The sequence below is a fragment of the Rubrivirga halophila genome, from assembly GCF_046845755.1.
GTDB lineage: Bacteria > Bacteroidota > Rhodothermia > Rhodothermales > Rubricoccaceae > Rubrivirga.
The window spans coordinates 1,278,290-1,299,716 of record NZ_CP177357.1 but is presented as its reverse complement, the minus strand read 5'-3'; the positions used below and the strand labels follow the sequence as shown (position 1 = coordinate 1,299,716).

General features: G+C 73.5%; 20 protein-coding genes. 2 read left to right on the top strand and 18 right to left on the bottom strand.

Translation table 11 applies throughout. The features are described from left to right. Positions 1–117: 117 nt before the first annotated feature. A complete protein-coding gene (locus ACLIRP_RS05580; protein ID WP_412062975.1) occupies positions 118–1,893 on the top strand; it encodes a TonB family protein in 1,776 nt (591 codons plus the stop codon). 3 nt (positions 1,894–1,896) lie between these two features. Here the strand turns inward: ACLIRP_RS05580 and ACLIRP_RS05575 are convergent, their stop codons facing one another. From ACLIRP_RS05575 to ACLIRP_RS05515, 13 genes are all read right to left on the bottom strand, one after another. Further along, positions 1,897–2,478 (bottom strand): CvpA family protein, encoded by a 582-nt coding sequence (locus ACLIRP_RS05575; protein ID WP_412062974.1) that lies wholly within the window; start codon positions 2,476–2,478, stop codon positions 1,897–1,899. Continuing rightward, positions 2,475–2,918, bottom strand: coding sequence for a GatB/YqeY domain-containing protein (locus ACLIRP_RS05570; protein WP_412062973.1), 444 nt, complete (start codon positions 2,916–2,918; stop codon positions 2,475–2,477). Before ACLIRP_RS05570 ends, ACLIRP_RS05575 begins: the two co-directional genes overlap by 4 nt. 54 nt (positions 2,919–2,972) lie before the next feature. Next, positions 2,973–3,734: a hypothetical protein gene (locus ACLIRP_RS05565; RefSeq protein ID WP_412062972.1), complete on the bottom strand. Its 762-nt coding sequence runs from the start codon at positions 3,732–3,734 to the stop codon at positions 2,973–2,975. Further along, positions 3,731–4,807, bottom strand: coding sequence for a PQQ-binding-like beta-propeller repeat protein (locus tag ACLIRP_RS05560; protein WP_412062971.1), 1,077 nt, complete (start codon positions 4,805–4,807; stop codon positions 3,731–3,733). Before ACLIRP_RS05560 ends, ACLIRP_RS05565 begins: the two co-directional genes overlap by 4 nt. Continuing rightward, complete coding sequence (locus ACLIRP_RS05555) at positions 4,807–7,815, bottom strand: BamA/TamA family outer membrane protein (protein WP_412062970.1); 3,009 nt, start codon at positions 7,813–7,815, stop codon at positions 4,807–4,809. Before ACLIRP_RS05555 ends, ACLIRP_RS05560 begins: the two co-directional genes overlap by 1 nt. Before the next feature lie 88 nt (positions 7,816–7,903). After that, positions 7,904–9,229 carry a M24 family metallopeptidase gene (locus ACLIRP_RS05550; protein ID WP_412062969.1) on the bottom strand — a complete coding sequence of 442 codons (1,326 nt, stop codon included), beginning with the start codon at positions 9,227–9,229 and terminating at the stop codon, positions 7,904–7,906. 37 nt (positions 9,230–9,266) lie between these two features. Then, positions 9,267–10,310: a bifunctional phosphoglucose/phosphomannose isomerase gene (locus tag ACLIRP_RS05545; protein ID WP_412062968.1), complete on the bottom strand. Its 1,044-nt coding sequence runs from the start codon at positions 10,308–10,310 to the stop codon at positions 9,267–9,269. Continuing rightward, positions 10,310–12,112 carry a phosphoenolpyruvate--protein phosphotransferase gene (gene ptsP / locus ACLIRP_RS05540; RefSeq protein ID WP_412062967.1) on the bottom strand — a complete coding sequence of 601 codons (1,803 nt, stop codon included), beginning with the start codon at positions 12,110–12,112 and terminating at the stop codon, positions 10,310–10,312. Before ptsP ends, ACLIRP_RS05545 begins: the two co-directional genes overlap by 1 nt. Positions 12,113–12,178: 66 nt before the next feature. Next, positions 12,179–12,448, bottom strand: a complete 270-nt coding sequence (locus ACLIRP_RS05535) for an HPr family phosphocarrier protein (protein ID WP_412062966.1) — start codon at positions 12,446–12,448, stop codon at positions 12,179–12,181. Positions 12,449–12,457: 9 nt separating this feature from the next. Next, the gene (locus ACLIRP_RS05530; RefSeq protein WP_412062965.1) at positions 12,458–13,432 is read right to left on the bottom strand and encodes a polyprenyl synthetase family protein; all 975 of its coding nucleotides are present in this window, start codon (positions 13,430–13,432) and stop codon (positions 12,458–12,460) included. Beyond that, entirely contained in the window at positions 13,432–14,082 is a 651-nt protein-coding gene (locus tag ACLIRP_RS05525; protein ID WP_412062964.1) for an adenylate kinase, read from the bottom strand. The genes ACLIRP_RS05530 and ACLIRP_RS05525 overlap by 1 nt, the downstream gene beginning before the upstream one ends. 60 nt (positions 14,083–14,142) lie before the next feature. Then, positions 14,143–14,772: a hypothetical protein gene (locus ACLIRP_RS05520; protein WP_412062963.1), complete on the bottom strand. Its 630-nt coding sequence runs from the start codon at positions 14,770–14,772 to the stop codon at positions 14,143–14,145. Positions 14,773–14,790: 18 nt separating this feature from the next. Beyond that, the gene (locus ACLIRP_RS05515; RefSeq protein ID WP_412062962.1) at positions 14,791–15,450 is read right to left on the bottom strand and encodes a phage holin family protein; all 660 of its coding nucleotides are present in this window, start codon (positions 15,448–15,450) and stop codon (positions 14,791–14,793) included. A gap of 69 nt (positions 15,451–15,519) precedes the next feature. Here ACLIRP_RS05515 and ACLIRP_RS05510 point away from each other — a divergent pair, with 69 nt between their 5' ends. Beyond that, positions 15,520–15,804 (top strand): NifU N-terminal domain-containing protein, encoded by a 285-nt coding sequence (locus tag ACLIRP_RS05510; protein WP_412062961.1) that lies wholly within the window; start codon positions 15,520–15,522, stop codon positions 15,802–15,804. Here the strand turns inward: ACLIRP_RS05510 and ACLIRP_RS05505 are convergent. The 5 genes from ACLIRP_RS05505 to ACLIRP_RS05485 form a co-directional block, all read right to left on the bottom strand. Continuing rightward, positions 15,801–17,396, bottom strand: coding sequence for a GMC family oxidoreductase (locus ACLIRP_RS05505; protein ID WP_412062960.1), 1,596 nt, complete (start codon positions 17,394–17,396; stop codon positions 15,801–15,803). The two genes, ACLIRP_RS05510 and ACLIRP_RS05505, sit on opposite strands and share 4 nt — an antisense overlap. Positions 17,397–17,501: 105 nt before the next feature. Continuing rightward, positions 17,502–18,668, bottom strand: a complete 1,167-nt coding sequence (locus tag ACLIRP_RS05500) for a ribonuclease D (RefSeq protein ID WP_412062959.1) — start codon at positions 18,666–18,668, stop codon at positions 17,502–17,504. After that, positions 18,665–19,264 (bottom strand): redoxin domain-containing protein, encoded by a 600-nt coding sequence (locus ACLIRP_RS05495; protein WP_412062958.1) that lies wholly within the window; start codon positions 19,262–19,264, stop codon positions 18,665–18,667. The genes ACLIRP_RS05500 and ACLIRP_RS05495 overlap by 4 nt, the downstream gene beginning before the upstream one ends. Beyond that, the gene (locus ACLIRP_RS05490) at positions 19,261–19,803 is read right to left on the bottom strand and encodes a TlpA family protein disulfide reductase (protein ID WP_412062957.1); all 543 of its coding nucleotides are present in this window, start codon (positions 19,801–19,803) and stop codon (positions 19,261–19,263) included. Before ACLIRP_RS05490 ends, ACLIRP_RS05495 begins: the two co-directional genes overlap by 4 nt. Positions 19,804–19,880: 77 nt before the next feature. Further along, positions 19,881–21,395: a M14 family metallopeptidase gene (locus ACLIRP_RS05485; protein WP_412062956.1), complete on the bottom strand. Its 1,515-nt coding sequence runs from the start codon at positions 21,393–21,395 to the stop codon at positions 19,881–19,883. Between the last annotated feature and the right edge of the window lie 32 nt (positions 21,396–21,427).

The following is a 21,427-nucleotide window of genomic DNA, read 5'->3' as shown; positions in this document are numbered from 1 at the left end:
AGACACGGCCGACCAAGGACCGGATTGGTCACGCGGGCGTTACGTGTCGGCCCCCCAGAGCCCCAGGCCTCCGCCGAGGTTCAGCGCTCTCTTGTCCGGGCCAGCCCCCCTCTCTCCATGCGGACTCTCTTCTTCTTCGCCGTCCTTCTTCTCGCCGTCGACGCCCGGGCGCAGGCGCTCCGCGTCGTGGCTCCCACCCTGTCGGTGGACGGCGACCGCGTCGCGACCATTGGCGGCCCGATCGTCCAGACCCCATTCGGGGTGCTCACGATCGCCGTGCCCGGCGACGGGACCTACCTCGTCTCCGACCGCCCGTTCGCCGGGGCCCGTCGGGGCGGCCAGTTCGACGGGCGCGGGCTGTACCTCGCCGCGAACGGCCGGAGCGTCCGGCTCGTCTCGCGCGAGCCGATCCTAGACGCCCGGGGGCCGGTCACCGCCTACGTCCGACACGACCGCCGTCGCGTCGCCCCCGGGCCCGCCCGGCTCGCGGTCGCCGACGGCGTCGACGGCCGCGGCTTGCGGAGCGCCGAGCGTTCACCCTCGGTGCGGACCCCGGCCGCCGGCCCCCGATCGGGCGTCGCCCGTCCCGCTGCTCCCCGCGGCGCACAGCTCGATCCCGAAGCCGCGCGCTTGCGGGTCGAGCTCGACCGGCTCGTCGCCGACCGCCAGCGGATGGCGCGCGAGCGGGACCGCCTGCGCGCCGAACGCGACGCCGCCCTCCGCGACCGCCAGCGCGCCGAAGCCCGGTCGCAATCCGGCCCCTCCGAGCGGCTGGCAGCGCTCGTGTCCGACCGCGACCGACTGGGCGCCGAGGTCGGGCGGCTCCAGGCCGAGCGCCGCCAGCTCGCGGCCGCGCTCGACCGGGCGAACGTCGAGCGCGACCGGCTCGCGACCGCGTTCGCCTCCCTGCGCGAGCGGGCCGAGACCGCCGACGCCCGCACCGCCTCATCGCGACGCGCCGCTGAGGACGCCGCTCGCCTGCGCGCCGAGGTCGACCGTCTGCGCCGCGACCTGGTGGCCGCTGACGGTGCGCGCGCGGCGTTGTCCGCGGAGCAGGCCGACCGCACGGGGCGGCTCGGCCCGGTGCAGGCCCAGCTCGCGCAGGCCCAGCGGGATCTCGCCCAGACCGTCGCCGACCGCGACCGCGCCATCACCGCCCGCGACCGGGCGAACGCCGACCGGGACGCCGCCTACGCCCAGCGCGACGACGCCCTCCTCGCGCGCGACGCCAGCGCCGCGGCCGTCGACGCCCTCCGCGAACAACTTGCGCAGGCCGGCGGCCCGGCGGCCCCTCCGAGCGGCGACCTCGACGCGCTCCGGGCCGCGCTCGCGCGCGACCGCGCCTTGCTGGCTGCCGACCGGGCCGCGCTTGAGGCCGAGCGCCGCGCCCTGGAATCCGCCGGCTCCCTCGGCTCCGCTGCTACCGCCGACCGAGCGGCCCTGCTCGACCGGCTCGCGGCGGCGAACGCCGAGCGGGAAGCGCTGGCCGACGAGCGCGACCGCCTCGCGGCCGAGCTCGCCGACCTGCGCGCCAACCGGTCGCCGGCCCCCACCGCTCAGACCCCGGCCGCGCCCGCGACTGGCACTGGTGTCGCCTTCCTGCCCGGCTTCGACTTTGGCCGGCTCGCGAACCCCGACGTGATCCGCCGCCGCCTCGACGAGGCCGAGTATCCGCGCTGGGCCACGATCGGCCGCATTGAGGGCGACGTGCTGGTCCTGTTCCAGACCGACCCGACCGGCCGGGTCATCCGCACCGCCGTCCCGACGCCGATTGGCGGCGGGCTCGACGGGCTCGCCGAGGAGGTCGTCCGCGAGATGCGCTTCGTCCCGCCCGTCGTCGACGGCCAGCCGACCGGCTTGCGGTCTCAGGTGGTCGTCCGGTTCGAGATTTGACCGCTACTCCAGCGGGGCCTCGCCGGTGACCGCCTCGGGGCGGCCCTCCTGCCAGGTGTGAAACTTGTCGACAAGGGCTGCCTGCAAGCCCGGCGTCGCCGCGCGGATGGCGCCCCACACCTCGGGCGCCAGCGACTCGACGGGGTCGTAGAGCACCGACGACTCGCGCGTCTCGGCGTCGACGAACAGCGGGTCGCCGCCCTGGAACGGCGAGAACGACGTCGCCAACAGGAAGACGCTCAGCCCGAACGCCGCGCGGAACGCACCGAACGCGCCGCCAGCGGCCGTGTCGAGCACGCCCAGCTTGATCGCCTCCAGCGTCTTGCGGAAGACCGTCGCGACAATGGTGAGGCCAAGAAGCACGGCGCCGAACGTGACGACGAACCCGAGGACGGGCGCGGTCCGGTCGCTGACGCCCAGGCTGAAGGCGACGAGCCGGCCGACCGGCCCCATCAGCGCCGTGGCGACGATGAACCCGGCCACCCAGCCGACGGAGTTGACGATCTGGAGAAGCGCGCCGGTCCGGAGCCCCCGCCAGATCCCGAACGCCAGCACGAGCCCGAGCGCGGCGTCGAGCCCGTTCACGCGCCCAAGAGCTGGCGGACGACGGCCTGGACGCGGCCCCCGTCGGCGACGCCCTTGAGCTCCAACATCGCCTCGCCCATCACCCTGCCCATGTCCTTCATCGTCGTCGCGCCCGTCCGCGTGACGATCGCGAGCACGACGGCGTGGATGTCCTCGTCGGTTGCCTGCGCCGGGAGGTAGGCTTCGATGTAGCCCAGCTCGGCCGCCTCGCGCTCGGCGAGGTCGTCGCGGCCCGCCTCGGTGAACTGCTGGATCGAGTCGCGGCGCTGCTTGACCTGCTTGGCGACGATCGCCGTCGCCGCGTCGCCGTCGATGGGCTCCCCCGTCTCCTTCTCCTTCGTGGTGATCGCGGACTGGAGCATCCGGATCGCGCCGAGTCGGACCTTGTCCTTCTGGCGCATGGCGTCCTTAAGGTCCCGGGCGAGCGTCTCTTTGAGCATGTCGAGCGTGGCGTGTCGGGCCAAGCTACCGACGCCCCGCCTCCGCCCCGGGCGTCACCGGAGCACGAACCGGACCGCCAGCACGCCCAACCCGACCTGCATCACCCCGAGCGCCAGCGCCGACTGCCGGTCGAGCGCGAGGGCCTGGTCCCGGACGGCGGGGTCGGCGTAGTCGAGCGAGGTCTCGTCGCGGTAGCGGTCGTCGATCCGGTCGGCCCGGAACTTCAGGGTGACCGCGAGCGCGCCCGCAGCCACAGCCCCGGCGGCGAGCCCGACGTCGATGAGCGTCCGCCCGGTCGTGGAGCGCTGCGTGGGCAGGAGCGCGGCCTCGGGCACAGTCCCGGCGCCGAGGGGCAGGATCAGCGTCACGTGGTCCGAGCCGGCGGCGACCTCGCGACTCACCCCCTCGTACCCCGCCAGCGTCGCCCGCAGCGCCAGCGACTCGTCGGGCCCGATCTCGACCGTGAGCGGCGCCCGGCCGAGCGTGTCGACGCCTGCTGGCGTTTGGCGGACGATGAGCGCGCGGATCGGGACGCTTTCGATGCGGACCCGGACGGGCAGCGCCAGCGGGATCGAGACCGAGTCGCCGGCCGCCAGCGACACCTCGGCGTCGGCGCGGCGCGGGTCCCACGCGCTCGCGTCGTCGACGAGTGCGACGGCACGGTCGCCGGGCGCGACGGCGATCCAGGCGCCCGCCGCGCCCGCCTCCGCCCCATCGACCAAGACGGCGCCCGCCGGGGCGTCGACGCGGAGGTGGGCGGTCTGGGCCGCGAGCGGCGCCGCCAAGACCGCGAACAGGAGCGCGAGGCGGGTCATGGCGCGGCGTGGAAGGCGACGACGTGGCGGGGCTCGATCAGCACGACGAGGAGTCCGCCGCCGACCGCGAGCGCGCTCTTGACCCGGCCCCGGAGCGGCGACGCCATCCGCTCGCGGCCCGTCGCGCCGTCGAGCACCAAGAGCCGCTCGTCCATCGTGCCGACCGCGAGCGCGTCGCCGATCCAGGCCGGGCGCGCGCCGACGTTCCCGTCGATCGTGTGCCGCCATTGCTCGGCGCCGGTCGCGGCGTCGAGCACGCGCGTCGTCCCGTCGGTGAACCCGACCGCCAGCCGGCCGCCGGAGACCGACGCGGTCGTTGCGCGGAGCACGCGGTCCGTGTCGATCCGCCAGCGCTCGGTGCCGGTCTCAGCGTCGAGCCGGAGGACCGCGCCGCGAGCGGTCGAGACGTAGACGGCGCCGTCGGCGACGGCGGGCGCAGCGTAGATCGGGTGGCCCGTGTCGACGGCCCAGCGCTCCCGTCCCGTCGCCGGGTCGAGCCGCGCGATCCGGCCGCTGTCGTCGGCCACCAGCACGTCCGAGCCGACGGCGACGGGCGGCGCCTGGATGTGCCCGCCCGCTTGCGCGGTCCACTGCTCGGTCCCCGTCTCGGCGTCGAGCCCGACGATGCGGCCGTCGAGCATCCCCACGACCACGTAGGCGCCCACGCGAGCGACGCCGCCCTGCACGGCCCCGCCGCGCCAGCGCCAGAGCCGGACGCCCCGCGACACGTCAAAGGCCTGGACGCCGCCCTTGACCTCGGCCGTGGGCACGTAGAGCACGCGGCCGTCGGGCGAGACGCCGAGCTGGCCCTCGACGCTCTCCCCGAACTCCCCGCGCGCGGCGACCCCGCCGTCCTCGCGGTCGAGCACGACGACCTCCCCCTTCCGCGTCCCCACGACCACGTAAGCCTCGGTGACATACGCGGCGGCCGGGCCGAAGGCGGCCTCGGCGTCGCGCTCCCACAGCGGCTCGATCGGCGTGGCGGGCGCGTGCGTGTCCACCGCCCCCAGCGGCTCGCCCAGGTTGATGGTCGAGCAGCCCGAGAGCAGGAGCAGGAGGAGGAGGCGCCGCATCAGAAGTCGTAGCCGAAGAAGAACTGCCCGAAGCGCGTCTTCTCGTCCCAGTCGAGCCCGTCCGCGAAGCGGTAGCCGACGTCGTAGCGGAGCACGATCGCGCCCAGAATGCTCGTGCGGAGGCCGACGCCGAACGAGCCCTTCGTGGTGCCCACGAGCAGCGGCTCGCCCTGGTCGAAGCTGCTAAAGTCCGGGTCGCGGAAGACGTCGTTGTAGCCGTCGGTCCAGTTGTGCGCGGCGTCGACGAAGAGTGCCCCCCGGATGCCGGCCAGGATCGGGAAGAGCGGCGGCCGGCGCATCACCGGAAAGCGGAGCTCGTGGGACGTGAACCACACCTTCGAGCCGCGCACGCGCAGGAACGGGAAGCCGCGCAGCGACCACGACCCGCCGATCAGGTTGAGCCGCGCGCGCCGCCCGACGTTCCCCTGAAACAGCCCCCACGACGCCAGCTGCACGTCGTTCGTGATGCGCAGGTAGTGGCGGAGGTCGACCGTCACCGAGTAGTAGCTCTCGTTCGACTGCCACAGGTCCGTCGCGTAGCCGACGGCGAGGCGCCCCCGGAAGCCCTGCACCGGGCCCCACGGCCCATACAGCGCGTGGTCCTCGACGAGCGACAGCGCGTTTGACAGCGTCGCCGTCCGCAGCGTGTCGAACACGGTCTGCGTCCGGTCCGACGTGCGGAGGAGGCCCGACTTTTCGCCGTAGCCGAACGACGTCTCGAGGTCGACGCGGCGGAACAGCGACAGCGGGTAGCTCACCAGGCCGAGCACGCCGACACGCTGCTCGTAGGCCGGAATGCGCGAGGCTTGCGAGGGGTCGGAGCGGTCGAAGCGCGGGCCCGCCAGCCGGTACGCGCCGTAGCCGACGTTTGCCCGGCGGCCGAGGTGGAGCCGGGTGACGGACACGTTGAGACCATCGAGGAACGAGCGGCCGCCCTGCAGCGAGTTGGCCGAGTACGCGGTGACGTAGATCCGGTCGTCGCCGAGCAGGTCCGAGAACGCGACCGTCGCCCCGCCCGCCGAGGCACTCGCGGTCGTCGTCGTGGCGAAGCCGCCCTGGGCGATGTCGAGCTGGTAGCGCCGCGTGTACGGCTCGCCCTCGACGCCGTCGACCTCGTAGCGGGCGTATGTCCACGGCTCGGCGACCGGCGGCACGCCGGCCGCGAGGACTTGCTCGGGCGCCGCCGCCAGCGAGTCGAGGTCGAGCGAGCGGACGGTAAAGCGGAAGTCCTCGAAGGCCGCAAACACGAGCGAGCCCTCGTCGGCCCAGAACGGGTCGAAGCCGGCGGAGGCGAAGCGCGTGAGCTGGCGGAGCTCGACGGCGGTGTCGTCGTCGGGAAGAAGCTCGGCGCCCCCGGGGATCTCGGCCGTCGCCGGGCTCGCGTCCGCGCCCTCCCCTGCCAGCACGCGCGGGGCGTCGAGCGTCGCCAGCCAGAGGTCCTGGGCGCTGAACTTGCCGTCGGCCTCGCGGCGGGCGCTGGCGAACGCGACCCGGTCGCCGGTCGGGCTCCAGCGGGGCGAGATGTCGACCTGCGGCCCGGCCGTCACGTAATTGAGCGCGCCCGTGTCGATGTCGAGCGTGAACAAGTTGAAGGCGCCCTCGGGCCCGTAGGCCGTCCGGTCCGAGGCGAAGACGACCATGCGCCCGTCGGGCGAGAGGTCCGGCTCGCGGTCGGTGTACGCGTCGTTCGTGAGCTGGCGCAGGACGCCCGAGGCCCGGTCGTAGACGTAGAGGTCGGCCTGCCCGCCCCGGTCGATGCCGGCGAACACGACCCGGTCGCCGCCCTCGGCGACCGTCGGCGAGTAGATGGCGACCAGCTCGTCGAAGCCCAGCATCGCCAGGCGGTCGCCGGTCGCCAGGTCGAGCAGGTGGATCACGTCGGTCGCCCCGCGCTTGGACACGAACGCGAGCACGCCGTCGGGGCTCACGTCCAAGCGGCTCTCGAACAGGTGAAACGCCTCAAAGTCGAGCGACCGCCCCGCCTCCACGACGCGGCGCGGGTCGCCGATCGGCTCCAGATTCGGGCCCACCGCTTGCGCCAGGATCGCCGAGTAGCTGCCCCGGTTCGAGTAGAACACGACCTCGCGCCCGCCGTCGGGCCGGGTCCACACGGCGGGCTTGGCGTTGAACCCGCGCGCGGCGACGGGCGCCGTCGTGAGGGAGGCCACGTCCGCGCCGACCAGCTTGGGCGTGTACTGGGCCCGGATCCACGCCTCCCAGTCGTCCGACACGTCCTCCTCGCCGAGCACGACCGCCAGGACGTCCCCGAAGTCGCTGGAGCGCCACGACTCCTCGATGAGGTCTAGCAGCCGCTCCTCGCCGTACTCCTCGGCCACGAACCGGCAGAACGCCTCCCCTTCTTTGTACATCACGAACGACCCCGCAATCCGGCCCATGTCGTGGAGCGGCACGAAAAAGTTGGACGCGACGGCGTCGCGCAGGATCATCTCGTGCTGCATGTCGGGCTCGCCGCTCCAGAACTCCGCGAGCCCCTCGGTGAACCACAGCGGCAGGAACTGGTCGGTCGGCCGCCGGTGGTCGCGGAGCACGCGGGCCAGCTTGTTGAACGTGAACACGTGGACCAGCTCGTGGCGGATCACGCGCTGAAAGCGGCCCAGGTCGCCGTCGGCGGGGATCACGACGCGCCCTTTGAGGAACTCGAAAAAGCCGCCGACGCCGTCGGGGATGAAGCCCGGCGTGATGTTGGTCTGCTTGAAGTGGAGGTTGGTCGCGTAGAAGACGAGCGGGACGCGGTGGTTCAGCGACAGGTCGAAGCGCGTCTCGAGCACCTCGTACCAGTCCTCGGCCGTCTCGGCGCCAATCGCCGCCAGGTCCTCCGCCTCGGGGTAGTAGTAGACGTCGAAGTGCTCGGTCCGGAGCACGTGCCAGTCGAAGCCTTGGTACTGGATCTTGTTGCGGCCGAACCCTTGTGCGCCCGCGCTCGCGGCCAGCCCGACGAGGGCGGCCACCACGGTCAGTCCTCTCAGGGCGCGCGTCGTCCGGGTCATCGGTGCGGGGGTTGGGGACGCTAGGCACACCCGCTCGCGGGTGCAAGGGCAGAACCGTCGGGCTGGGCCCGGTCGTGCCTGGCCCCGCCTACGGCTGGCGTGGGATCAGCAGCAACGCCTGCTGGCGCGGGTCGATGTAGCCCACCGACTCGCCGTCGAAGAACGCGTCCTCCTCCAGCATGAACCGGACGGTCTTGCCGCCCCACTCCGGGACGGCGATGGCCGCGTTGAGCTCGATTGAGTGCGCCGTGTGGGGGTACAGCGGGTAGTCGCCGCGGCCCGGCACGCCACCCTGCTGGTCCCAGAGTCCGATCGTCGGGCCGGCGCCGTGGCCGTGCAGGCCGATGGGGTGCGTGTAGATGGTCGCCGCAAGCCCTTCCGCCTGCGCCCCTTCCAGCGCCGCCCGCAAGATGTCGTTCCCAGACTGCCCGCTGGCGAACGCGTCCGTCAACAGGTCCTGCGTCCGGTTCGCCGCCGCGAGCCCCGCCTCCAGTCCGGCGGGCGCGGCGGTCTCGCCCGGGCGGAGCACGTACGCCATCTGCTGCGTGTCGGTCTGGAGCCCGAGGTACGAGATCCCGAAGTCGACCCAGACGAGGTCGCCGGGCTGGATCACGTTGTCGGCGGGGCGGCTCGAAAAGTCGTCGCCGGTCGCCGGCGCGTCCGCGCGCTGGACGGAGACGCCGGGGTGAAACCACGTCGTGAGGCCGAGCGCGCGGATCCGGTCGCGGTACCACCACCCCAGATCGTCGGTCGTCGTCACGCCCGGCGTGATGGCCGCCTCGCTCAGGCCTTCGTGGAGGATGCCGCGGGCGATGCGGACGACGGTCGGGTAGACGGCCATCTCCGCCGCGGTCCGCGTTTCGAGCCAGCCGATGGCCAGCTTTTCGCCGGACACGATGCGCTCGCGGTACCGCGCCGGCAGCGCCGCCGTCAGCCCATCCAGCTCCGACGCCGTGATCCCGTCCGCGAGCGCGAACGTCTCGGATCGGTTGACCGCGATCTGGCGGGGGTCGCGCTCGGCGACGATCTCGGCCACGCGCGCCCACTGGTCGGGCTGACTCTCGGGGTCCCACGCCCGCGGGAACGGGCCGACGTCGTATCGGGCGACGGCCAGCCGCTCCACCTCGGTTCCGTCGTCGTGAAAGACGAGCACGGTCCGCCGCCGGGCCGCCAGCCACGTGGCCGGCAGCATCGTCTCGATGACGGGGTCCTCGTTGTACTCGCGCGCCGAGACGATCCACAGGTCGATCCCCTCGCGCCGCATCAGCGCCGGGACGACCGTGTCGAGGCGGTCGACCAGCCAGCCGTCTTGGACCGCTGCCCGCTCGCGCATCGGCAGGACGCCGGGGATGTCGGATTGGGCTTGGGCGAGCGGCCCGAGGAGGACGAGGGCGAGGACGAAGAGGGGGCGCATCGACGGTCGGGCGGTGAGCGTCGAGGATAGCGCCGGCCTACGCCAGCGTCTTCTTGAGCTGCTGGATGGTGTCGACCGGCGTCGGGTCGACGCCCTTGCGGACGGCCAGCCAGAAGCTCAGCGCGTCGCCGAGTTGGATCATCGACAGCATCCGGTCGAGGCGCGAGTCGCCCTCCGCCGGGATCTGGGTCCACCCGCCCACGGACGGGGCGACGAGGGCGCGCGTAGCGTCGAACCGCTTGGCGACCTGGGGATGCTCGTCCGCATCGCGCAGGGCGACGACCTGCATGCGCGAGAGCAGCTCACGCGGGCCGGCCTCGAACCCCATGATCTCGTTGTGGTCGAGCTCGGGGAGCACGTTCCCGACCGCCGGGTGCTTGGCGTTCTCGTGGATCTGCGTCCGCCACCGCATCCCGACGGGTTCCAGCAGGCCCGGGCCCGTGTACACGACCGCGAGCGCGCCCTCGACCTGCTCCGCGAGGTCGCGGGCCTGGTTGCCCTCGCCGTCCTCGTCGTTGCGGGCCGCACGGCGCCGCGCGGCGTCGAGCGCGGCGGCGAACGTATGGTCGGACAGCTCCGCGAGCCCCAGCGTCTGCGCCAGCCGCAGGCCGACGCCCAGCGAGTACCCGAGCGCGGCGCGCGGCTGCAACCCACCGGGAATCGTGATGGTGGCGTGGCCCGCCTGGGCGGCGCGCTCCGCCAGCTCCCCGCCCGAGGTGATCGCCAGGATCGTCGCCCCGCGGGCCTCGGCCTCGGCGGTCGCCGACAGCGTCTCCTCCGTCCCACCCGAATAACTCGACGCGACGACGAGCGTCTTCTCCCCTATCCAGCCCGGCAGCCCGTACGCGCGGTTGACGGTCATCGGCAACGGCGAGGTCGGGGCGACGAGCCCGCGCACCAAGTCGCCGCCGATCGCAGAGCCGCCCATCCCGCAGAGCACGATGCCGTCGAAAGCCGAGGCGTCGAGGCCGAGGTCGGCGATCGCGGCGCCGCGCTCCCAGCCGGTCGCGAGGTGGTCGGGAAAGGCCCGGACGGCGGCGCGCATGTCGCCGGGGTCGAGGGACGGGTCGTAAAGAGTCATCAGCAGGCGTCGGCGTCGAGGCCGAGGAGGGCCGCGAGGTCGCGGTTGTGGCAGGCGAGGAAGGCGTCCAGCAGGCCGCGCACCGAGTCGGCGTCGGGCTGGCGCAAGGCGTCGGCCGCGAGCGCCTCGGCCTCGTCGAGCGTGAATGCGCGCAGGACGCGCTTGACGAGCGTGAGGTAGGCGGGCGAGGCGCTCAGCGACCGGACCCCGAGCCCGACCAGGAGCGGCGTCACGCGCGGGTCGGCCGCGAGCTCGCCGCAGACCGAGACCGGGATGCCGGCGGTGCGGCCCGCCGCGGCCGTCCGGGCGATGAGCGCCAGCACGGCCGGGTGGAGCTCGCGGAAAAGGTCGGCGACGAGGTCGTTCCCCCGGTCGACGGCGAGCGTGAACTGGGTCAGGTCGTTGGTGCCGATCGAGAAAAAGTCGACGTGGGACGCGAAGGTCTCCGCCTGCAAGGCGACAGCCGGGACCTCGACCATGATGCCGAGCGGCACGTCGCCGCTGAAGTCGGCGCCCTCCGCCTCCAGCTCCCCGCAGACGTCGTCGAACACGGCGCGGAAGGCGGCCACCTCGCCGACGCCCGACACCATCGGGAGCAGGACCCGGGGCGGGGCGCCGCCGCCCGCCGAGTGCGCCGCGCGGAGGACGGCGCGGAGCTGGGGGCGGAGAAGGTCCGGCTTGTCGAGCAGGATCCGGATGCCGCGCCAGCCCAGGAACGGATTCGCCTCGCGGCGCGCCATCGGGAGCACCTTGTCGCCGCCGAGGTCGAGCAAGCGGAACGTGACCGGGTGGGGCGCCGACGCCACGACGGCGTCGCGGTAGATCTCGTATTGCTGGTCCTCGTCGAGCGCGCGCCCCTGGGTCAGGAACAGCATCTCGGTGCGGAACAGGCCGACGCCCGCCGCGCCGAACTCGTGCAAGAGCGGGAATTCCTCCCTGAACTCGACGTTCGCCTGCAGCGCGACGGGCTCGCCGTCGGTCGTCGCCGAGGGCGCCGCGAGCAGCGACTCGCGGTCGGCGAGGAGGCCGGCGAATCGGGCGGCCTTGGCCTCGGCCGCCGCCTTCGTCTCGGCCGTCGGGTTGACGATCACGGTACCGGAGAACCCGTCGACGACGACCTCGTCGTCGGGCCCGACGTGGTCGGCGAGCCCGTGCAGGCTGACGACGGCCGGGACGCCGAGCGCGCGCGCCATGATCGAGACGTGGCTCGTCGGCCCGCCAAAGTCGAGCACGACGCCGCGCACGCCGCGCCGGCTAAAGAGGAGCACGTCGGCGGCCGTCAGGTTCTCGGCGACGACGACGCGGTCGGGGTCGATGCGTGAGACCGCGCGGCCCTGCTGGAGGTTGCGCAGGACGCGGTTCTGGACGTCGAGGAAGTCGGCCGCCCGCTCGCGCAAGTTGGCGTTCGGGCTGGCCTCGAGCCGCTGGCGGTGCTCGGCGAGGACCGACTGGACCGCCCAGCCGGCGCCGGCCTGGTGCTCGCGGACGTAGGCCACGACGGCGTCGTAGAACTGGCGGTCGCGGAGGATGAGGAGCTGGGCGTCGAAGATGCCGCCCGAGCCGCCGCCCAGTTTCTCTCGCGCGACGACGGCGATCTTTTTCAGCTCGCGCTCGCTCCGCACGACCGCGCGCTCGAACCGCTCGAGCTCGTCCTCGACCTGCGTCGCGTCGAGATGGTCGCGCTGGGCCTGGTAGGCACCTGCGGCAAAGAGGTACGCCGGGCCGACGGCGACTCCCGGGGCCACACCGATCCCCTCGACGCGGATCTCGGCGGAGACGGGAGGGGAATGCGAGGTCGTCATCGTCGTGGGGTGGTGGACGGAGACGGGTGACCGGGGACCCGTCCCCTGCCCGCCTCGACGCCTTGCTTAGACCGGCTCGCCGAAGCCGCGTTCGAACAGTGCCTCGAGGGCGTCGGCCGCCTCGGCCTCGTCGGGGCCTTCGAACAGGAGGTCGAGCGACGCGCCCTGCTCGGCCGCGAGCGTCATCACGCCGATGATGCTCTTGCCGTTAATCTCGTAGCCGTCCTTGCGGATGAAAAACTCGGACGAGAACCGCGACGCCTCGCGCACGATCATCGAGGCCGGGCGCGTGTGCACGCCGGCCTTGTTGCGAACGGTGACTTCCCGGGTGATCATCGGTGCAAGTTAGAGGCGGCGGGTAGCCAAGCCCAGGGCGATCGCGCGAAGCGTCTCGGCCGCCGGGCTCGGGGGGAGGTCCGCGAGCGCACGGCGGCCCTCGTCGGTGTACGTCTGGACGAGGTCGGAGGCGTCGGCGAGCACGCCGAGCGCGTCGAGCCGCTGGCGCGCGTGGGCGACGCGGTCGGGCGCGAGGCCGCCGGCAAAGACGGCCGCCAGCCAGTCGTCGTCGGCCGTGGCCCGGTCGCGCGCGGCGAGCACGGGGAACGCCCGCTTGCCCGACACCAAGTCGGCGCCGACGGGCTTGCCCCAGCCGGGCCCGCCGGTCACGTCGAGGAGGTCGTCCTGAATTTGGAAGGCGCGGCCAAACGACCGGCCCGCAGTCCGAAGGGCGGCCAGCTGGCCGGCGTCGGCGCCGCCCAGGAGTCCGCCGACCTCGAGCGCGTGCGCCAGCAGCGCGCCGGTCTTCCCGTCGATCATCCCGAGGTACGCCTCGACGGTGACGTCGTCGCGCGTCTCGAAGTCCATGTCGAGCGACTGTCCCTCACACAACCTCGCGACCGTCCGGTAGTGCGCCTCGGCCAGCGCCCCGGCGTCCGGGCCGGTCCCGACCACGAGCCGCGCGGCCAGCCCCATCATCAGGTCGCCCGCCAAGATGGCCGTCGACACGTCCCACCGTTCGTGGACCGTCGCCCGCCCGCGCCGCGTCGGCGAGGCATCCATGATGTCGTCGTGGACGAGCGTGAAGTTGTGGAAGACCTCGACGCCGAGCGCCGCCGGGAGCGCGGCCGCCCGCGCGTCGGCCCCGCCGAACGCCTCGGCCGCCAGCAGCACCAGCGCCGGGCGGATCCGCTTGCCGCCGCCCGCGAGCACGTAGCGCACGGGGTCGTAGAGCCCTGCCGGCGCGGCCGGGAGCTCGAGCGTCGGAAGCGCCGCGTCGACCTCGGCGGCGAGGTCGGCGAGTGTCGGGAGGGCCGCGGTCATCAGATCCCCGCCAGCCCGCGCTGCTTTGCCAGCACGTCGGCAATTCGCGCCTGCACCTCGTCGACCGTGCCCGTCCCGTCGATGGCCACGTACCGGACGTGCGTGCGCAGCGTCGCCTCGACGGGCGCGGTCTCGGCGTGGTAGACCTCCAGCCGGTGCCGGATCGCGTCGGGCGCGTCGTCGGGGCGGTGGACGAGCCGGTCCTCGGGCACGTCGGCCGGGGGCGGGTTGAAGTCGAGGTGGTAGATGGCGCCCGTCTCTGGATCCGTGCGGCGGCGCGAGAGCCGGCCGACGACCTCGTCGTCGGGGACCTGCAGGCTGATGACGGCGTCGAGCGGGGCGCCCGCCTCGCGGAGGTAGTCCAGAATCCACTCGGCTTGCGGGACCGTCCGGGGGTAGCCGTCGAGCACGAACGGGCCGTGGTCGAGGGCTTGGAGCCGCTCGGCGACGATCCCGTTCGTCACGTCGTCGGGGACCAGCGAGCCCTCCGCGAGCAGCGCGCTGACGCGCGCGCCGAGCTCGGTCTGCTCCTGGATGGCGGCCCGGAACAGGTCGCCGGTCGAGAGGTGCGTGAGGTCGTAGGCGGCGGCGAGGCGCTTGGCCTGGGTCCCCTTGCCGGCCCCGGGCGGGCCGAACAGAGCGAGTCGCATGGCGGTCGAGTGTCGTGGCCCGGAAGATAGCCGGGGCCGGGGGCGCCGTGGCGCGGGCGGCTAGTCCGAGAGCGCGTCGAGCGTGCCGTCGGCGTCGGTGTAGCGACGGATGGCCATGTCCATCGCCGCCTTCACCCCGAACCCAATCGCCGTCTTGACGGCCACGTCAATCGCCTCGCGCGTCGACGAGCTCGCCTGCTCGGTCTTGGTGTTGCGCTTGGCGTACATCGCGGGCACGACCGGCATCGCCTTCATCAGCGCCGTCTCCGTGTCGGCCCCGCCGGCCACGCGCAACGCGGCCTCCTCGATCGCCATGTCGAGCCGGGCGCGGACCACGTCGAGCTGGTCGGCCTCGGGTCGGCGCTTGGCCCGCTTGCGCAAGCCCCACAGAAGACCCAGGAGCAGGCCGCCGCCGAGCGTGCCGCCGACGATCTCGAGCGGCCGCTGGCGGATGTAGTCCGAGAGCGGGCGCCCGTCGATGTTGACGTCGTCGATGACGGCCAGCGCCTCGTGCTTGAGCGCGTCGAGCCGGTACTGGATGTCGCGCTCGCGCGCCTGCAGTTGGGCGCGGACCTCGTCGGCCGTGAGGTGGACCTTCGAGGCGTCGTCGCCGGGCGAAGCGGACATCGGCAGCGACCGGGGGCCGGTCTCGAGCGACTTGGTGGGCGTGTTGGGGCCGGGGGTAGGCATGTCGTGGTGGGGGCGGCCTTAAACGGCGGAGCGGGCGGCGGACTGGCGCTGGGCCTCCTGGATCTGCTCGCGCGTGAGGGACTGGGCGTTCTGGCTGGCGCGCTTCGCTTCCATGGCGAGCTGCTGCGACTCCTTGACCTTCTTCATTCCGACCCAGCCGAGCAGCCCGGCGACGACCAGCATCAAGACGGTCGTGATGGCGAACCCGCCCCACACGCTCCCGACCAAGTCGCCAATCAACAGGGCGACGGTCACGAACAGGAACAGCACGGCGGTGATCGCGAGCAGGGCCGCCGGGACGAAAAAGGCGGCCGCGTCGAGGTAGTGCTGGACGCGCTCGAGCTGCCCGACGACGCCCTCGACCTGTCGCTTGACGAGGTCGATCCGGAGCTCGACCCACTCGCGGAGGTCCTCGGACAGCGCCGCGACGTGGCCGGTCACGCGGTCCAGCTTGGTCTGGTGCGGCGGGAGCATCCGGGTTTCCGGTGCGATCGTCGGCCGGTCCGCGAGCGTCGGAGACGGCTCACCGACGGGGGCGGGCAGTGTCTCCATCCGCGGCACCGGCGCGCGGTACACGGGCGGGGCGGGGCGGCCCGAGGGCGGCGCAGCGGCGGGCGGCGGCGGGTCGGTCGGGAGCGGCACCACGGGCGGGGGCACGGGGTGGGGCGGACGGGCCATCGAAAGGGTCGGAGCACGGAGAGGGGCTGGGCGTACACGCCTCCCCCCCACCCCAGGTTGCCGCCGCCGATGACGATCACGCCCTGCCCCACCCCGAACCCCAACAGCCTCAAGTTCGAGGTCTCCGGCGCGACGCTGCTCGACGGCGGCCTGCTGGCGTTCCACTCGGCGCGCGAGGCCGACGACGACCCGCTCGGCTCCGCGCTCTTCGCGCTTCGCGGTGTCGAGACGCTGCTCATCGTGCCGGGCTTCGTCACGGTCACCAAGCACCCCGCCAGCGACTGGGACCTGCTGGCGGAGGGCGTCGAGCGCGTGATCCGCGAGCACCTCGACGACGGCGCGGCGGGTCGCTAGGCGGGCTCCGACGCGCGCAGGCGCGTGGTCCGATCCGCGAGGATGCGCTCGGCGGCCCGCTCGGCGATCATGATCGTCGGGGCGTTCGTATTGCCGTTCGGGATGGTCGGCATGATGGAGGCGTCGACGACGCGCAAGCCCTCGACGCCGCGCACGCGCAAGTCGAGGTCGACCACGCTCGCGTCGTCGGCCCCCATCCGACACGTGCCGACGGGGTGGTACAGCGTCTCGCATGTCTCCCGTGCGTAGGCTTCCAAGCCCGCGCGGCTGAACGAGGCGGGGCCCGGCTCCAGCGACCGCCCGCGCAAGCCGTCGAGCGGGGCGGCCTCGGCGATGGCCCGCGCCATCTGGAGCCCGCCCACGAGCGCGTCCACGTCCGCCTGCTCGCGCAACGCCGCCGGGTCGATGTGGGGCGCGGCCGTCGGGTCGCCGCTCGCGAGCGTCAGACGCCCCCGGCTCTGGGGGCGGACGAGCGTCGGGCCGATCGAGAAGCCATGCTCGGTCGGCAGCGTCTGGGCGTGGTCGAAAAAGTGGACCGGCGCGACGTGGAACTGGATGTCCGGCACGGCCCCACCGTCGGTCGACGCGAACAGGCCCGCCTCGGCGATGTTCGAGGTCAGCATCCCGCGCCCGCCGACGAGGTAGCGGAGCGCGTTGCCGAGCGTCTCGGCGTTGAGGAGCGAGACCGGCGACGTGAGCGCGTAGTGGAGGCCGGCGATCAGGTGGTCGTGGAGGTTCTCCCCCACCTCGGCCCGGTCGGCGACGACGTCGATGCCGTGCTCGCGGAGGTGCTCGGCAGGGCCGATGCCGGAGAGCATCAGCAGCTGGGGCGAGTTGACGGACCCGCCGCAGACGATCACCTCCCGCTCGGCGCGGACCGTCACCGGCTCACCGTGGTGGACCAGGTCCACGCCGACGGCGCGGCCGTTCTCGATCACGACGCGGTGCGCGAGGGCGTCGGTCCAGACAGTCAGGTTTGTCCGCCGCCGCGCGGGCGTCAGGAACGCCGCTGACGCGGAAGCGCGGCGGCCGCCCTTCTGGGTGAGCTGGTAGAGCCCTGCCCCCGCCTGCTCGGCCCCGTTGAAGTCCTCATTGCGGGCATGGCCGCGATCCTCCGCAGCCTCGATGAACGCCTCGCTCACCGGGCTCGGGCTGGCGGGGTCCTCGACGCGGAGCGGCCCGCCCGCGCCGTGGTACGGGCCCGCGCCGCGCACGTTGTCCTCGCTCTTTTTGAAGGCCGGCAACACGTCCGCATATCCCCACCCCTCGCACCCTGCGGCCGCCCACCCGTCGTAGTCGGCGCGATTGCCCCGGATGTAGATCATCGCGTTGATCGACGACGACCCGCCGAGCACGCGGCCGCGCGGCCAGTAGAGCTGGCGTCCGGCGGCGGCCGGTTGCGGCGTCGTGTGGTAGTCCCAGTCCGCGTCGGTGTGGAAGAGACGCGAGAAGACAGCCGGGATGCGGACCTCGGGGCGGTCGTCACTCCCGCCCGCCTCCAGCAGCAGAACGCGCGCGTCGGGGTCTTCGGACAGGCGGGCGGCGAGGACGCACCCGGCGGAGCCGGCGCCGACGATGACGAAATCGTACATGACAGGGGGGGATGACGCAGTGCGGCAACGTACGACCCCCGCACCCCGGTCTGTACGCTCCCGTTGCCGACGGCGGCCTAGGGAAAAGCCTGTCGCGCGCGCGGGCTAGTCGACCGAAATGGGCCAGCCGTCGGGGCCGTCGAGGCGGACCGCGAGGTCGCCGCGGAGGAGCGCCTCGAGGTCCCGGCCGGCGAAGTCGTACCGCCAGCCGGGCAGGGCGTCCGGCACGGCGTCGGGGCCGTCCTCGACCAAGGCCGTCAGCTGCGCCTTGGTGGCGATCAGGATCGAGTCGACGTCCTGGCGCTCGCAGCGCCCGGCCAGGAAGCCCTGGGCGACGAGCAGGCGCGCGGCGCGGCGGAACTCGTCGGGGCCGGGCCGGCCGCGCCGGGCCGAGGGCTCCGGCTCGGCGTCGAGGCCCTCGGACACGGCGTCGAGGATGCCGTTGCCAAATCGGTGGCGCTGGCGGTCGGTCAGCTTGAGGCGCGCGAGGTCGTGGTCGGAGCGCGGCGCGCGGTCGGCGATGTCGGCGAGGACGTCGTCGGGGACGACCATGCGCCGCGTGCGGTCGAGGTCGCGGGCCTCCCGCTCGCGCCACGCAGCGACGGTCCGGAGCACGGCGCGCTGCTGGCCCGACATCCGCCCGATGCCCCGCGCCTTGACGCGGTCGACGGCGTCGTACGGGTCGGTCTCCTCGAACAGCGCCGGGTCGTCGTAGCGGCGCATCTCGTCCTCGACCCAGTCGAGCCGGCCGCGCGCCGCGGCGGCGTCGCGGAGCTTGTGGTACACGTCGAGCAGGTAGCGCACGTCGTTGCCGGCGTAGCGCTTCTGGCTCTCGGTAAGGGGCCGCTTGAGCCAGTCCGACCGCGTCTCGCCCTTGTCGAGCCGGATGTCGACGGCCCACTCGACCAGGTCCTGCAGCGACGCCGTGGCGGTCAGCCCGACGAGCCCGGCGGCGCGCTGGGTGTCGAACGAGTTCGTCGGTTGGGTGCCGGTCGCCCGCGCCAGGATCTGCAGATCCTGCGTCGCGTCGTGGAGCACCTTGACGACGGAGCCGTCCGCCAGCAGGTCGCCGAGCGGGCCCAGGTCTCCCTCGAGGGCGAGCGTGTCCACGAGGTGCACGTCCTCGCCCCCGAGCCCGACCTGGACGAGTCCGAGGCCGGGGTAGTAGGTCCGCTCCCAGACGAACTCGGTGTCGAGCGCGACGGCCTCCTTGGACCGGGCGCGGTCACAGAGCGAGCGGAGCGCGGCCGGGGTGTCGATCAGCTCAATCACTCGCCTGCCCGCTTGATGGAGCACCCGAACGCCTGGGTCCGCTGCACCTCGACCGGCAGCCCGGCGATGCTCTGGTCCATCGCCTGGGCGAGGTACGGGACGCGGACGCGGTTGGCCGAGGCCGGGCTGTCGTCGAGCGCGCCGTCGTAGCGCAGGGCGCCGGAGCCATCGAAAAAGTAGACGTGGGGGGCGTTCGTGGCGCCGAAGGCGGCGGCGACCGCGCCGGTCGGGTCGGCGAGGTACGGGACCGCGAGGCCGGCCTTGGCCGCCGCCTCGCGCGAGGCGGCGACGGTCTCGTGCTGGTTCGCGGTCGGGTCGTTGGGGTTCACCAGCACGAAGCCGATGCCCGCCGGCGCGTAGCGCTCGACGAGCGACGCGAGCCGGGGCGCGTAGCGATCGGTCCACGGGCAGGCGTTGCTCCAGAACATGACGACCAGCCCGGACGGGCCGGCCGCTTGCGCGAGCGAGAGGGTCGAGCCGTCAGCCGCCGCGAGCGGCTGGTCGGCCATCGGAGGCGCGGCGCCGGTCGCCAGCTGGGCGCTGGCGAGGGGCGCCGCGAGCATAAGCGCGAGGGCCAGCAGAAGGGAACGTGTCATGATGTGGTGGGCGTGCGACCGGCCTGGACGTCGGCGACGGTCTGGACGAGGGCGTCGTACGTGAGGCGGCCGACGTGGGTGTGCTGGACGATCCCCTCGCCGTCGAGGAGCATCGTGATCGGCAGGGCGTTGCCGACGAACGGGTTGAGCTGGCTCGTCACGTCGCCCTGACCGGTGTAGAGGTACGACGGGTCGTCGACGTCGTACTCGGCGAGAAAGGACTGGACCATCGGGCGGGCGGTCGGCTGGTCGAGCGAGACGAACCGGACGTGGACGCCGTCGGGGGCCTCGGCGTCGTAGCGGACGAACTCGGGGAACTCGGCCCGGCAGGGGCCGCACCACGTCGCCCAGAAGTTGAGGACGACGAGCTCGGCCTCGAGGCCGTCGAGGTCGTCGACGAGCGCCTCGGCGCTGGCGACGTCCACGATGGGCGGGCCGGTCGGCGTCGCCGCCGCGCCGTCGGCGGACGAGCCCGCGTCGGCCGGGGCGTCGGCGCAGCCGACGAGGGCCGCGAGCAGGAGAACAGAGAGCAGACGCATGGACACGGGGGGATCGGGGGGCTCAACGCGTCAGCGGCGGGCAGAGTGCCGGGCGTCGGGAGAGAACCGCGCGAAGGTCAGCGGTCGGGGATGCGCTCGACCGGGACGGCGCCGGCCGCGAGCGCGCCGCGGAGCATGCCCCAGGCGACGAGCCCGTCGTCGGAGCGCGGCTCGAAGAGCGCGACCGCCAGCCGGCCCAGCGGCTGGTCGACGGGGACCACGAGCGCGTCGGGATCCGCGGGGCCGCTGGCGGACTCCCAGGCCCCGAAGACCTCTTGCATGGCCACCTGCTGGAACGGCCGTGCGGCGGTCCGGACGCTGTCGAGGCGGAACCCCTCGCGGGCCCCGGCCTCGACGCCCGTCCGGTACCGGACGCCGTGGACGTCGAGGAGCGCGCGGACGGCGGGCGCCGACGCCCCGCGCACCACGTAGGCGGCCGGCGCGCGCACGGTCTCGGACGGCGCGAACCGGACGAACGCAGGCATCCGCTCGGGCGTCCGCACATCGCGGCGGCGCAGCACGGTCGCCCCGCTCACCGGGTGCGCGAGCGTATCGACGGCGCCGAGCAGGATCTCGACGGGCGCGTCGAGGGCGTCGAAGTCGGCGCGGACCGCCAGCATCTGGCCGACCACGGATGCGGCGTCGGCGGCGTCGGTCCGCTGGCGGACGCGGCTGGCGTCGGCCCAGGCGCGGTCCAGAATCTCCTCCACGAACCGGCGCGAGACGGCGACGCGCTCGTCGAACGGCGCGTAGCTGTAGGCCTCGGACAAGATGCCGTAGCGCCCCCGCAGGCCTGCGTAGTTGCTCGAAAAGCGGGGCTGCGGGCTGTACGAGTACCACCCGCGCGGAGCGGCGGCCTCTTCGCCAAAGGCGCCCGGGACGTTGCCGTAGTGGTACGTCGCATAGTCGTCGGACGCCAGGATCGCGGCCGAGATCGAGGGGAGCCAGCGGTCGCGCAAGTCGGCGTCGATGGCGGCGGGCGTGTTCGGGGAGAGGCCCGGCGCGTAGGTGAGGTGGTACCCCATCGCCGTCCCGTTCGTGGTGTGGAGGTCGACGACGACGTGGGGGTCGAGGTCGCGCATCAGCCCGACGAGCGCCCGGGCCTCGGGCGAGGCCACCTTGACAAAGTCTCGGTTGAGGTCGAGGCCATCGGCGTTCGGGCGCACGCCCATGCCCTCGACGGGCCCGTCCTGCCGGGGCCGGTTGTCGAGCCCCATCCGCTCGTTCCCGTCGGCGTTGTAGATCGGCGCGACGGCGACCACGAGCGAGTCGGCCCACCAAGCGTGCGCACCCGTCGCGAGGGCGCTGAGCAGTTCGAGCATCGCGTCCTTGCCGGCCACCTCGCCGCCGTGGATGGTCCCGATCACGAGCACGCGCGTCTTGCCCGTCGCCCGAGCGGCCTCGGGCGTGGCGGCATTCGCGCCCCACACCGCGAGCGGGAGCGCCCGTCCCTCCCCACTCGCGCCGAACGTGCCGACCCGCAAGGCCGACCGCGCCGCGAGCGCGTCGAGGTGGGCAACGACTTGGGCGTGCGTCGACGTGCACTGGTAGTCGCACGCCTGCGCCGGGGTCTGGAGCGGAGCGGCGGGCAACGCCGACCCTGCACAGCCGGCGACGGCGAGCG

Bases quoted from the DNA above. Each gene is read 5' to 3' on its own strand.
- ACLIRP_RS05535 (WP_412062966.1), bottom strand. From the start codon at position 12,448: ATGATCACCCGGGAAGTCACCGTTCGCAACAAGGCCGGCGTGCACACG.
- ACLIRP_RS05570 (WP_412062973.1), bottom strand. From the start codon at position 2,918: ATGCTCAAAGAGACGCTCGCCCGGGACCTTAAGGACGCCATGCGCCAG.
- ACLIRP_RS05530 (WP_412062965.1), bottom strand. From the start codon at position 13,432: ATGACCGCGGCCCTCCCGACACTCGCCGACCTCGCCGCCGAGGTCGAC.
- ACLIRP_RS05545 (WP_412062968.1), bottom strand. From the start codon at position 10,310: ATGACTCTTTACGACCCGTCCCTCGACCCCGGCGACATGCGCGCCGCC.
- ACLIRP_RS05490 (WP_412062957.1), bottom strand. From the start codon at position 19,803: ATGCGTCTGCTCTCTGTTCTCCTGCTCGCGGCCCTCGTCGGCTGCGCC.
- ACLIRP_RS05495 (WP_412062958.1), bottom strand. From the start codon at position 19,264: ATGACACGTTCCCTTCTGCTGGCCCTCGCGCTTATGCTCGCGGCGCCC.
- ACLIRP_RS05580 (WP_412062975.1), top strand. From the start codon at position 118: ATGCGGACTCTCTTCTTCTTCGCCGTCCTTCTTCTCGCCGTCGACGCC.
- ACLIRP_RS05505 (WP_412062960.1), bottom strand. From the start codon at position 17,396: ATGTACGATTTCGTCATCGTCGGCGCCGGCTCCGCCGGGTGCGTCCTC.
- ACLIRP_RS05520 (WP_412062963.1), bottom strand. From the start codon at position 14,772: ATGCCTACCCCCGGCCCCAACACGCCCACCAAGTCGCTCGAGACCGGC.
- ACLIRP_RS05560 (WP_412062971.1), bottom strand. From the start codon at position 4,807: ATGCGGCGCCTCCTCCTCCTGCTCCTGCTCTCGGGCTGCTCGACCATC.
- ACLIRP_RS05510 (WP_412062961.1), top strand. From the start codon at position 15,520: ATGACGATCACGCCCTGCCCCACCCCGAACCCCAACAGCCTCAAGTTC.
- ACLIRP_RS05525 (WP_412062964.1), bottom strand. From the start codon at position 14,082: ATGCGACTCGCTCTGTTCGGCCCGCCCGGGGCCGGCAAGGGGACCCAG.
- ACLIRP_RS05555 (WP_412062970.1), bottom strand. From the start codon at position 7,815: ATGACCCGGACGACGCGCGCCCTGAGAGGACTGACCGTGGTGGCCGCC.
- ACLIRP_RS05565 (WP_412062972.1), bottom strand. From the start codon at position 3,734: ATGACCCGCCTCGCGCTCCTGTTCGCGGTCTTGGCGGCGCCGCTCGCG.
- ptsP (WP_412062967.1), bottom strand. From the start codon at position 12,112: ATGACGACCTCGCATTCCCCTCCCGTCTCCGCCGAGATCCGCGTCGAG.
- ACLIRP_RS05515 (WP_412062962.1), bottom strand. From the start codon at position 15,450: ATGGCCCGTCCGCCCCACCCCGTGCCCCCGCCCGTGGTGCCGCTCCCG.
- ACLIRP_RS05550 (WP_412062969.1), bottom strand. From the start codon at position 9,229: ATGCGCCCCCTCTTCGTCCTCGCCCTCGTCCTCCTCGGGCCGCTCGCC.